We start from the raw sequence: 12,000 nt of genomic DNA, 5'->3' as shown, positions 1-12,000 counted from the left end.
AGAATATTATTATCAATCAAACTTGTATTATGAGTTGTCAAAATAGCCTGTGTGTTACTTTTTGATATTTTTTTTATAACTAATTCGGCCAATTTATTTTCCAGAAAAGTATCAAATTGATCAATAAAGATTAGTGAGAGGTTAGGTAATTCCATTAATTGGTAATATAATAATACTAGGGAATAAGTACCGCTTGAGGCAATACGAAAAAAGTTTACAGATTTCCCATCCAAATCACAATAAATAAATGATTCACCGTCGATTTCTCGTTCAAATAATGAATACTCAACGCCGACATTTTTCATAAAGCGTTCTAAACCCTTTAATTTCCCACTATCTATAATCTTTTTTTCAATTTCGTGACTTTCCTCTTCAAAATTACAACTTAGACTGAAAGATGAAACAATTTTCATTTTTTCTACAAAGTTTATGAATTTTTTTAACAAGTAACTATTTATAGTTTCTGATAGAATGGTATTTCTACAAAGGTATTTTACAAATGAAATTTGCTTACCCTTTAAATCCTTGTTTAACCTCTCAGCTCCTTCCAAAGTTACAAAACATTCATGTGTTAAGTGATCGTAGAAAATAACTTTAGTATCATTAATATACAACTCTTCTTTAAGGAGTCTTTTTGGTAACTCTTTTGTATATTTATATATTAGAGAAGATGTACCAAATTTGAATTGATATAGGAAAGTGGAAACGTTATTTGTTTGAAAGTTAAAGTGATTATTATAGGATTTTACTTTATATTTATCATCCGTTAAATGATGCGTTAAATCTTGTAAAGCCAAACCTAAGTTAGATTTACCACTACCATTTTTCCCATAAATTAAGCATGTTTTAATTATTTGGTCCTTTATAGCATCATAACTAAAATCATAGCTTTCTACATGGTTCAAATTTAATACCAACTCTTCCTGGAAATTTCTAAAATTTTTAACTCTAAATTCTACTAACAAACTAATTCCTCCCCTCTAATTTTAGATAATAGGATTAGTCTCCTTATTAATATATCCAAATATAGAGGGAATATAACATAGTATTTTTCGTTTAAACTATAAGGGGCATTATATATCTTATAGAAAAAGAGGAACCTCATTTATATTAGTCACGGTGAACCGTACCACAAGTGACACAACTTTAAGATTAAAATAATTCAGGCGGCACTACATATTTGCCGCCCGGCATTTCCCTATTTTAGAGATTAAGTTTTCTTCTCCCTGATTAAAGAAGCCCTGCGATGGTTCCAGAAGGGCTTGTCCGGTCAGAATTTGTCACTCTTTATTCTTCGTATGCTAAAGTCCCGGGATTAGTTTTTCCAAATGTCAGATACTGAGGGAATCCTAAAGGTCCGCCTGCTGGTATGAACACATCAAAATCAAAAGGCTTAGTTTGAACATCATAGATTCGTACTGAGCCATTATCTGATTCGGGAAACCTAATGGGAACAAACAATTTTCCATCTGGTCCGAATAGAATTGCCTGAGCGAAAGCCCGCAGTCCTCCGATAGCATCCAGGTCAATTTTGTCAAGAAAGTCGCCTGATAGACCATCAAAGATAAAAATACTATCAGTTTGAGTATTGTCTCCAGTGTTTACTCGGAAACTGGTAACATAGAGGTTGCCATCGGGACCGAAGACTAACCCTTCTGGAAAATGGGGATTTGTGCCGTCATTCTGAACAAATATGTCAATAAAATTCATTGTTTCCGGATCAAAACGAAGCACCCAGCCATCAATCCGACTTTCAGGAAGGTTTAAAGGGTTTATAACAGAGACATAAAGCAAGCCGTCTGGTCCAATCACCACACCGCGGGGAAAAAATGGTCCGTTGAAGCCAGAATGGTTGAAGGTACCAATAAAATTGGCCGTAGTACCATTATAACTATATGCCCTCAATTCTCCCTGCTGTGGTTCTTCGGTTTCACTGGGGCTTTGTTGGTCTGCCACATACAAAATATTGTTAGCAGAGAGAACGATTCCGCGTGGTGCAAACGGGGCTCCCACTTGGTCGGCACTGATGACTGCACCTATAAAGGCTCCAGTTTTTCCATTGTACTTCAAAATCTCACCATTCTTGGGTTGTCCAACATTCTGGTTGGAGACAAGAAGATCGCCTAAATGGTCAAAAATTACTCCCGCAGGACCGAATAATCCGCCACTCCCTGATGTTACAAAAGGGTCATATTCTACCCCAGTGAATGCATCAAAACGTTTTACGGTGTCATCAATGACATCAGCAATATAAAGAAATTCTTTTCGAATACCCAAACATAAACACTCCTTTCTATAAATAATTTGTTATAGTGAAAAAACAAATTTTCACATACTATAAATTACTCAAACGATTGGCCATTTGAATGGGTAAATATAGTGATATAAAAACACATTTTAATAGATTAAACGCTTAATCGTACCATAAGAAAATGAGGTTTTTTCGATAAGTTATAAATGAGGCAACTTAACCTAATTGGTAGTTGCCTTTATCTGTTTTTATTTGAATGAATCCTTAATTCTATAATCTATTAAAAATATAATCTCATCTTATTTGTCCAAAAGTAACTATAGTGCAAATCATCAATGGAATTTGCAGATATTATTCAATAAAATAGTGGAGAACCTACAATACGAAATAACCCCCAAGGCTTTACTATTTATTGGGTACTTAAATTCAATGAGGAAAGTTTTGTTTTAAAAGATCAAATAAACAATATAAAAAAAGCTCTTGATGCCAACTGGAAAGGGTACGAACAAATACATCGTGACTGCCTTGGTGTGCCTAAATACGGTAATGATGACGACTATGCCGATCTTATTGCAACCGACATTATATGCTGAAAGGGATATGGATCATTTCCGTAAAAATGATGCAAAAAAGGCTTGTAGTGGAAATGCCACTACAGGCCTTTTTTATGTGCGTTTGTATCGGTGTAACCTCTAGGGAACAAGTCTTTGTCGTATTAATAAAGAAAAATTGAGGTCATCCATAAGAGTAGGATAAAAACTGTATATAGTAAATTCCATGTTTGTCCATTTCTAATTATGCTTGTTTTACATATTTTATATTAAATTCAAAACCTGCATTTAATTGGAGGCTCTTATGTCTAATCAAATTAAGATTTTCAACCTGCATGTAAACGGGATGGCATCAAATGCAAGTATTAATATAGGAAGAACCTTACACAATAGCCATACTTCAAACTTAAAATTATTTGGTGCTAATTTTTCAATGGGAGATTTTTCACCTGCTAATTCCCTGATTATTACAGGTATTCAAGATTCCGATAAAAGTGATCAAGGTCAAAGCGAAAATTCATCTTCGTCAGACAAAAGTCAATGATGGTGTCGTGAGAGGAAGGGGGCTAACCCCCCTCCTACTCGATTTAAAAAGCCAATGGTCGAGTGTGCTGCTCCAACAAGCCTTTCTTTACATTAGTGAAGAACCAGCGCAGTGAAAGCAGGCCACCCAAATTCACCTATTGGGGCCTAGAGCAATCGCTCATGAATGCTTTCACATGACTATTTAGTACAAATAAATACTCTGTAGCCCAAAATCCCCTGATATTTTACCATTAAATTAAAATGCTGTTGCATGATTTTATATAGCTCAGGTTCAATATACTCTGAGTACTGGAATTCGGGTAGTGAATCGTTATGAAGGATAGATGGTTTTCTTAAAAAAGTTTTTATATTTTTAAAATCAACCTGTTCAAATAAGGTTATCCAGTCCTTTTCCATGAGGATAGAATCTAACCCATAAAATTGTTTAATTTCTTCCTCATAATTCGACCCAAGCCTTCTATTAATGGTAAGCTCATTTGCAATTAAGCGGCCGTCATACTTTAATAAGCGAAATATTTCCTTAAGTGCTCTAGGCTTGTTGACAAAAGAAAGAACAGATTCGGCAATAATAAAGTCATACTTACTGTCTGGTAACGGACATTTCTCGATTGAGCCCTGAATAATTTCCACGGGTAATTGGTATTTTATCATTCTATTTTTGGCTTTTTCCACCATTATGGGATTAAAGTCCATCCCTGTTACTTTTGCACCATAACGTGCCGCTAAATAGGCAGATGTTTGGCCGGTGCCACAACCTACATCTAAGATGTGGGAAAATTCGTTAATATTTTCGTTCTCGAATATTTGTTTTGTTAGTTTAATACCACCGGGATGTGCACCACTAACGCCAAATTTGGACAAAAAATCTAAATACATTGAAGACCTAATGAGAACCACCTTCTCTATTATCTTATTTGTATAATATGATTATATAAATAGGATGGTTCCTTCCCATTTTTGATCCGTATCCAAAGAAAAACTGATCCTTTCAAAGTTACGGTGAACCTTATCATAAGTAAGTTTGGTTCGAATGAGTCGCCTAAATAATAAAAAAACTACCTGTCTTTTGGCGACAGATAGTCTTTTTTAGTTACTTATTAACCGTAACAGTAACCTCGGATACATTATTCGCTTTATCGGTTGCAGTTACAATTAAATCAGTGTTGGTACTTACTACCTCGTTAAGAATAAAACTAAATCTGCCGTCTTGACCGACAGTTGTATTACCTAGCTCATCACCTTTTAATCCATTGCTATTTATTAAATAAACAATAATGGCTGCACCAGGCTCAGCGAAACCTCCTGAAACAGTTGTTGTTTTAGTGTTACCCTGAATGGTTATGGCTTTCACATTAGTTAAGCTAGCTTTCGTTTTATCAATCGTAAAGGTAACCGTTGTCTCATTTCCAGCTGCATCTGTAACAAGAAGTGTGTATGTTCCTTCAGCAGAAACAGTTGTCCCTGAAATAAAGGTGTTACCATTTAAAGTCGCTGTTCCTTCATTGAAGGTAGGAGTTACGTCTCTATTGTAATATTGATTGTTTGCTACGCCACTCACTACCGGGGCGGTTTTATCGATTGTAAAGGTAACCGTTGTACTATTTCCTACTGCATCGATCACGATTAACGTATAGCTACCATCAGCAGAAACGGTTGTAGCAGAAGTAAATGGTTCTCCATTTAATGTAGCAGTGCCATCATTAAAAGTAGGAACAACATTGGTGTTATAAGCAAACCCATTAATTACATTGCTTACTGTTGGTGGTGTTTTATCAATATTTGAAACACTTACTGTTTTTCTTGTGACATTTCCAGCATCATCGGTTGCAACAAATTCAAATTCTCCATTTTGTTCAAAAGTATGGAAAGTTGCATTTAAAGTGCCCTCATTAATTGTTACCGTTACTACAACATCCTCATTTGTCGGATTTGCATTGTACGGATTTACTGTTATGACCGGTGTTGTTTTATCAATATTGGTGATGGTAATAGTTTCTACAGTTACATTGCCTGCTTCATCGGTGGCAATAAAGTCAAAAGACCCGTTCTCTTTAAAGGTATGAATTTTTGTGTTCAGAGTTCCTTCATTCGTTTCAGCTGTTACAACCACATCCTTGTTAGTCGGTGAAGTATTGTAACTAAATACTGTGATAACTGGAGCAACCTTATCAATATTTGTAATTTTAACTAGTTTCCTAGTTTCATTACCTGCACGGTCTGCAGCGATGAACTCAAATTCTCCATTTTCAGTAAAGGTATAGCTTTCTTGATTAAGTGTTCCAGGTTCGTTCATGCTTACGGCTACGGTAATATCTTTATTCGTTGGATTAGTAGTATAATCCTTAACGATAATTTCAGGTGCTACTTTGTCAATATTGGAAATCGTAACTGGAAGCTCTGTTACATTCCCGGCACGGTCGGTTGCAATAAAAGTAAATGTGTCATTTTCAGTAAAGATATGACTTGTTTTATTGAGTGAACCTTCTTCATTCATAGTTACTTCAACGGTAATGTCTTGGTTTGTCCAATTAGTGTTATAAGGCTTAACTGTAATCTCAGGTTTAACTTTATCAATATTAGTAATTTGGACAGTATGCCGTGTAACATTACCTGCAAGGTCTTCCGCAACAAATTCAAAGCTGCCATTTTCGGTAAATGTGTGGCTTACCTCATTAAGTGAACCTGCCTCATTAATGCTGGCAGTAACAGTTATATCCTTGTTCGTCCAGTCGGTTGAATACTCACTTATCGTAATGACAGGAGCGACCTTATCGATATTCTCTACTTTTACCTGAGCAGTCCCTGTGTTTCCAGCTCTATCAACAAAGAGGAATTCAAACTCGCCGTTTTCAGTGAAAGTGATAATAGGAGAACCTTCGTTGTTAAGGATGGTGACATCCTCACTTGGAGTGATTGTAACAACTACGTCTTTGTTTGTAGGCCTTGTAGTTGAATAATTCACTTCAGCTGTAGGAGCCACTTTATCAATATTTGCTACATTAATTTCTACCTCGCCAGTGTTCTTAGCTTTATCTTTAAACTCCAAGATAATACTTTCATTCTTTGAAAATATAAGATTATATTTTAAGTCATCTACTTTTTTAAGGGTAACTGTTTCTGGTAAAGCCTCGAGATTTGTAATATCAACTGGTTCAGTCATAGCTACTGTTACGTTTACATCTTCATTCGTCCAATCACTAGTAGAATAAGTAAGGGAACCAACTGGTGCTGTTTTATCAATATTTTCAACTGATACAAACACAGATCCAGGGTTTCCAGCTCTATCAACAAATTTCAACTCAAAGCTGCTATTCTCAGTAAAGGTAAGAGTTTCATCTGCTTCATTAAACGAAATTGTATCAGGTAATTCATCAAGATTCGTATAAGTGACCTCTTCACTAGCTACAATGGTTGCAACCACATCCGTATTAATAGGAGAAGTGGTAGAGTACTCAACATCAGCTTCAGGGGCATCCTTATCAATATTATCAATTGTCACTGTTCTTTCAGATGTATTACCAGCTAAGTCCGTTGCGGTAAAGGTAAAACTACCATTCTTATCAAAGGTATGGCTATTAGCATTCAACGTCCCTTCTTCATTGATACTAGCAAAAACCGTTATGCTTTGATTGATCCAATCTTTAGTGTAATCATTAAAAGAAATATCAGGTGGAGTTAAATCAACAGTTTTGCTAACTGGGGCTGCACTAGTGTGAAAGGCACCTGCATTTTTGCCATTTGAGTAAACGGTATAGGCTACGACTGTGATTTGCTCATCCTTTTTTTCGGAAAGATTTTCCAGATTTAATTGGTGGACATATTCAAATGTCCAAAGCTTATCCGTAACTTTTGTAGTCTCTGCACTGACAACTTCTCCATTTACTTTCAATTCTAATTTTGGTCCATCAATTACTACAGTCCCGCTTACTAGAACTGTACTAGCATTATCAACGCGTGCAGGAATGGGGTTTAACGTGGTAACACCGGTAACTTTGTTTAATTCCGTTCTTCCTGTAGAGACTACTGTTGTTTTTGCAGGACTAGGTGCCGCTTGAATCGAGGGAGCAACGGGAGTGAAGACTAAAGCACTGGCAAGAACAACAATTCCTGTTTTACTAATCTGTTTTTTCTTCATTTACAACTTCTCCTCTTAAAAATGTATTATTAAATAAGAGGGCCGGTTACACTATTAGCTCCATATAACCCAAGTGTCCAGATAAAGGTTATACTTCAAAGCTTCCCTGGTGTAAGGAAAAAACTAGCATGTACAGGAAATAGTACCTTCGTCTCCGCCTCACAAAAAAACGAAGTATACAACTAGTTTATTCGTTATATCGAACACCACTCTATGAGATTATTATAATTCAATCGATAGTTTATAGGTATAATTACCCTTCGACAATATTTAATGAAAAACGACAAAAATTACTAATAAAGAAGATTGTAATTTTCAAATATTATTTTAGGTCTGTTGCGGTGAACCGTACCATAAGTAAATGAGGTCCTGTCCGTCAAAAATTTAGTTTATTACCTTCTATACCATCAGGTACAATTAAAATCCCTATTTCATAAACTATATGAACGGATTTAAGACAAGGTACTCTAAGGAGGGGGACTATGGATCAAGCTAATAAAAATCCAAAGCAAATATTCATTGGCAAATGGCTGTTCAATGAAATTGACCTTAACGACAAACTTCTTTTTGATAAGTTTATTAAGGAAAGCGAATATCCGGCTACCGCCTGGTCCTCTAACTTTGCTTACCTATGGGCATCTTCACAGTCAAGAAACAGGAAAACGGTTTGGAAAATCATTGATGGTATGTTAGTACCGTTTTTTTATAATGTGCAGCATCAATTTCTTTCTCTTGTTTGTCTGCCTTTTGGGAAAGGAGATGCAGAACACGTCGTTAAAGTCCTATATAAATGTTTGGCTTACTGCTATAAGTTGAACAAGTTAACGGGAAATCAAATATATAGCAGGATACGGACTATTAACGAAGCCCAACTGCAATTTTTACAATCCTCCAGGAAATGTAATCAACTTTTTGACCCTAAAAAATTATTGGGGATTGAGAGACATTATAGTATTCAAAAACTCATCAACTTGGCTGGAAAGGATTTCGCATACGTCCGCAGAAAGATCAATAAATTCCATCGTAAGTATCCTCAAGCTATTATTCGAAAATATATGGCGGGTACCGACTATCACAAGGTAATGGAGTTTAATAATAATTGGGCAAACGAGCAAGATGAATCCATATTTGATGGTAAGTACTTTAAGGAAATCTTAAAGTACCCAGATGAGTTGGACCATACTGTTTTAGTTGTTGAAATTGATGGTCAAATTGTTGGTATGACATCAGGAGGTTGTTTGCCAACAGGTCAATCCTGGACGTGTTTAAGGAAAAGTGACCATAAGGTTGAGGGACTATCGGAGCTGCTTTTATGTGAATTGGTAAAAGAAAGTTATAAGGTCAATTCTTCTATTGAATACATGAACGATGGCAGCGATCTGGGAGATCAAGGCTTAAGTTTTTTTAAAGAACGGTTTAGACCAGAATTAAATTTACACCGGTACCGGGTTTATCTTAAAAATTTTAATTACCGGTAAACTCTGAAAAATGGATCCTCATTTGGATTTCTAAGCTTTTTTAACCTTATTAATAATGTGTATTTTAAAACTCCTAGGAACAAGGGGTTTTTTCTATGCAAAAATTTCTTCCCAAGTACACTTGTGAATATTTGGTAATTTGTTGACTTTATAGTTCTTTTGCTATATGGTTGATTACATAAGTAACTAACCAATATGGTGGTGAGGATATGAAACAATTAATTGATGATGGCAGGCCAATTTTTATACAAATTTCCGAACGCGTCGAAGATGACATTATTGAGGGCAGGATTACCGAGGAATCACAGGTTCCATCCACAAATCAATTCGCCACATTTTACAAAATTAATCCTGCTACGGCTGCGAAAGGTATTAATTTATTGGTGGATGAAGGAATTTTATATAAAAAGCGGGGGATCGGAATGTTTGTTGCAGAAGGAGCACGAGAAAAGGTCATTAACAAACGGAAAGAACAGTTTTTTGATCAGTATATTGTCACGATGATCCATGAGGCAAAGAAACTAGGGATTACAGTTGAACAATTGGCAGATATGATTCGGAGAGGGGATGAGAAAGTATGAAAAAGGTAATCGAGGTTAACCAGCTTGATAAGTTTTATGGTGAGTTTAAAGCCATTGATAATGTCAGTTTTACGATTGAAGAGAATAAAATTTGCGGTTTACTTGGAAGAAATGGGGCAGGTAAAACAACGTTAATGAAATTATTAACAGCTCAGGTTTTTCCTACTGATGGTGAATTAAAAGTCTTTGGTGAGAATCCCGAAGAAAACAGGAGAGTATTAAGTAAAATTTGTTTCATCAAAGAAAGTCAGAAGTATCCAGATAACTTCAGTGTTAATGATATTTTAGAAGTGTCAAAATCACTATTTTCAAATTGGGATGAGGAGTTTGCACAGTCCCTCATTAAAGATTTCAATTTACCTTTAAAGAAAAAAACAAAAAAATTGTCAAGGGGAATGCAATCTGCAGTTGGAATCGTCATCGGCCTTGCCAGTAGGGCACCGTTAACCATTTTTGATGAACCATATTTAGGGCTTGATGCGGTTTCAAGAGGATTATTTTATGATAGATTGATGGAAGATTACTCAGAATATCCACGCACTGTAATTCTTTCCACCCATTTAATTGATGAGGTAAGCAACTTACTTGAGCATATTTTAGTCGTCGACAATGGTCAAATCATTATTAATGATGAAGCGGAGAATTTACGTGGTACTGCGTTTACGGTAACAGGCCAAACTGGAAAAGTAGAAGCGTTTCTAAGAGGCAAAGAGGTTATTCATCGTGAGCCCTTTGGAGGATTGCTTTCCGCTACAGTCATTCAAAGTAAGAACATCTCTGATTGGAACCTGGCAGCAGCTAGTGGACTTGAAATTTCCCCAGTTTCATTACAGCAATTGGTTGTACATTTAACAAAAGGAAAGTCTACTCAAAAAGGAGCGATTGCCCAATGAATATTCAAAGTGTGTTAAAAATGTATTTTAGAGATAAATGGGCATGGTTTTTAATACCAAATCTTATTCTCTTTTCAGTATTTCTTCTGAATTTTATCATCAGCCTTTTTATTCCAGGCGATGAAGAATTTTATTCTGGAGGGGGGTTCTCTTATATCATTGTTTATATGCTGGTTTTGGGGATCCTTGTCGTAACTCAAACCTTTCCATATGCAATTGGTATGTCAATTAGAAGAACTGACTATTTTCTTGGTACTGTCGTTATGGCCGTCGTTACAAATATATTATACGCAATATTATTGGTAATCTTATCAGCCATTGAAAACGCAACAAATGGTTGGGGAGACCAGTTCCACTACTTTCACTTACCCTATTTGAATGATGGGACACTTTTGGAACAGTTCACAATCTATATTATTTTATTTATTAATTTTTTCTTTCTTGGATTCTTAATATCCAGCCTAGTTCGCCGCTTTGGCGGTAAAGGTGTACTAATTGCAGCAATATCCTCGATATTGGTCTCAAGTGCCATTGTACTGTTTGTAACTTACTATGGGGCTTGGATGGATATTTTTCAATGGTTCGCAAGTCATACTGCTATTGAAATTGCATATGGGCTCATCCTTCCTACTCTTATATATATATGCCTTCCGTATTTGTTATTGAGAAGAGCAACCGTTTAAGTGCCTGCACATGGACAGGGGGCAGGAACTGTTCCAATGTAAAGGAGTGAAACCGCCGCTTAAATAGGTGCGGTGAACCTTATCACAAAAAAGAACGAGCTGACGTGGCTATATTACCTCGTCAGCTTGTTTATGTTAAACGTAGGTGAACTAGTACCTAAATTAAAGCATGACCTCATCCCAACGCAATTTAGCTTCATCCTTTAAATTCGTAATATGCAGAGTTAACGTGCCTAGAATGGTTGGCAGGTCCCGATTTTGCATGGCTACAAATAAAGTTCTGTGGTCTTGGTGTCGTTTAATTGTACTTTCTAGTGAAGTAGAATGAACAATTCGGGATAAGGAAACATGGATATTTAAAGAAGAGTAAATTTCTAAAACTTTTTTATTCCCTGCCCACTCTACAAGCATCTTATGGAATCGCATATCTAATTTACTATACAACTCAAAAGGAAAGGGGGTTACTTCAAGTAATGAATCCATTTCATGGACAATTTCCCCCCATTTGTCTACTTGATCATCAGTCATAGAGGGAGTTACCCGCTGTGCTGCCCAGGTCTCTATCATCAAACGTGAGTCAAGTATTTCAATAAAATCAGTAAAGTTTAATTGTGTAACATAGGTTCCTTTTCTGGGGATGATTTCGATTAGTCCATCGTGAACCAGCTGGTTAATGGCATCTTTTACTGGCGATCGGCTAACACCTAATTCATCTGCTATTTTTTGGATATCCAGCTTTTCACCAGGCAAGTATTTTCGCCCAATAATTTTACTCCGTAATACATCATAAACTTGTGTAGTCAAAAGTGAAGTTTCTATTGTAGACAAGGTAACAGCTCCCCGTTCTCTATTCGAAATGGGAAAAATCCCATAAATCTAACA

11 protein-coding genes and 1 riboswitch are annotated in these 12,000 nt (G+C 36.0%); of the genes, 6 read left to right on the top strand and 5 right to left on the bottom strand.

Translation table 11 applies throughout. From position 1 onward, the window contains the following. The coding region (locus V7124_RS23930; protein ID WP_335494088.1) for an AAA family ATPase at window positions 1-965 on the bottom strand (965 nt) is incomplete at its 3' end. Between the two features lie 322 nt (window positions 966-1,287). Beyond that, complete coding sequence (locus tag V7124_RS23925; protein ID WP_335494086.1) at window positions 1,288-2,277, bottom strand: hypothetical protein; 990 nt, start codon at window positions 2,275-2,277, stop codon at window positions 1,288-1,290. Between the two features lie 354 nt (window positions 2,278-2,631). Between V7124_RS23925 and V7124_RS26310 the strand changes: the two genes are divergently transcribed. Both V7124_RS26310 and V7124_RS23920 read left to right on the top strand, forming a co-directional pair. Further along, on the top strand, window positions 2,632-2,844 hold the full coding sequence (locus V7124_RS26310) for a pyruvate formate lyase family protein (RefSeq protein WP_420490586.1): 213 nt from the start codon (window positions 2,632-2,634) through the stop codon (window positions 2,842-2,844). A gap of 262 nt (window positions 2,845-3,106) precedes the next feature. Beyond that, a complete protein-coding gene (locus V7124_RS23920; protein WP_335494084.1) occupies window positions 3,107-3,346 on the top strand; it encodes a spore germination protein in 240 nt (79 codons plus the stop codon). A gap of 179 nt (window positions 3,347-3,525) precedes the next feature. Here the strand turns inward: V7124_RS23920 and V7124_RS23915 are convergent, their stop codons facing one another. Together V7124_RS23915 and V7124_RS23910 are read right to left on the bottom strand one after the other, a co-directional pair. Continuing rightward, the gene (locus V7124_RS23915) at window positions 3,526-4,209 is read right to left on the bottom strand and encodes a class I SAM-dependent methyltransferase (RefSeq protein WP_335494082.1); all 684 of its coding nucleotides are present in this window, start codon (window positions 4,207-4,209) and stop codon (window positions 3,526-3,528) included. Window positions 4,210-4,438: 229 nt separating this feature from the next. Then, complete coding sequence (locus tag V7124_RS23910) at window positions 4,439-7,483, bottom strand: Ig-like domain-containing protein (protein WP_335494080.1); 3,045 nt, start codon at window positions 7,481-7,483, stop codon at window positions 4,439-4,441. Window positions 7,484-7,514: 31 nt separating this feature from the next. Beyond that, window positions 7,515-7,598, bottom strand: a riboswitch (cyclic di-GMP riboswitch). A 367-nt stretch (window positions 7,599-7,965) separates the two neighbouring features. Between V7124_RS23910 and V7124_RS23905 the strand changes: the two genes are divergently transcribed. From V7124_RS23905 to V7124_RS23890, 4 genes are all read left to right on the top strand, one after another. Next, complete coding sequence (locus V7124_RS23905; protein WP_335494078.1) at window positions 7,966-8,961, top strand: phosphatidylglycerol lysyltransferase domain-containing protein; 996 nt, start codon at window positions 7,966-7,968, stop codon at window positions 8,959-8,961. A 209-nt stretch (window positions 8,962-9,170) separates the two neighbouring features. Then, window positions 9,171-9,542 carry a GntR family transcriptional regulator gene (locus tag V7124_RS23900; RefSeq protein WP_335494076.1) on the top strand — a complete coding sequence of 124 codons (372 nt, stop codon included), beginning with the start codon at window positions 9,171-9,173 and terminating at the stop codon, window positions 9,540-9,542. After that, window positions 9,539-10,435, top strand: a complete 897-nt coding sequence (locus tag V7124_RS23895; RefSeq protein WP_335414956.1) for an ABC transporter ATP-binding protein — start codon at window positions 9,539-9,541, stop codon at window positions 10,433-10,435. Before V7124_RS23900 ends, V7124_RS23895 begins: the two co-directional genes overlap by 4 nt. After that, window positions 10,432-11,118, top strand: coding sequence for a hypothetical protein (locus tag V7124_RS23890; RefSeq protein WP_335494074.1), 687 nt, complete (start codon window positions 10,432-10,434; stop codon window positions 11,116-11,118). Before V7124_RS23895 ends, V7124_RS23890 begins: the two co-directional genes overlap by 4 nt. Window positions 11,119-11,280: 162 nt before the next feature. Here the strand turns inward: V7124_RS23890 and V7124_RS23885 are convergent, their stop codons facing one another. Further along, on the bottom strand, window positions 11,281-11,946 hold the full coding sequence (locus tag V7124_RS23885; protein ID WP_335494072.1) for a GntR family transcriptional regulator: 666 nt from the start codon (window positions 11,944-11,946) through the stop codon (window positions 11,281-11,283). Between the last annotated feature and the right edge of the window lie 54 nt (window positions 11,947-12,000).

It is taken from the genome of Neobacillus niacini (genome assembly GCF_036961885.1).
Lineage (GTDB): Bacteria > Bacillota > Bacilli > Bacillales > Cytobacillaceae > Neobacillus > Neobacillus niacini_H.
Note: the sequence above shows the minus strand (reverse complement) of the source record. Positions and strands in the feature narration are given on the sequence as shown.

Excerpts from the sequence above, each read along its gene's own strand:
- V7124_RS23905 (WP_335494078.1), top strand. The coding sequence starts at position 7,966 with ATGGATCAAGCTAATAAAAATCCAAAGCAAATATTCATTGGCAAATGG.
- V7124_RS23890 (WP_335494074.1), top strand. The coding sequence starts at position 10,432 with ATGAATATTCAAAGTGTGTTAAAAATGTATTTTAGAGATAAATGGGCA.
- V7124_RS23900 (WP_335494076.1), top strand. The coding sequence starts at position 9,171 with ATGAAACAATTAATTGATGATGGCAGGCCAATTTTTATACAAATTTCC.
- V7124_RS23895 (WP_335414956.1), top strand. The coding sequence starts at position 9,539 with ATGAAAAAGGTAATCGAGGTTAACCAGCTTGATAAGTTTTATGGTGAG.
- V7124_RS23910 (WP_335494080.1), bottom strand. The coding sequence starts at position 7,483 with ATGAAGAAAAAACAGATTAGTAAAACAGGAATTGTTGTTCTTGCCAGT.
- V7124_RS23920 (WP_335494084.1), top strand. The coding sequence starts at position 3,107 with ATGTCTAATCAAATTAAGATTTTCAACCTGCATGTAAACGGGATGGCA.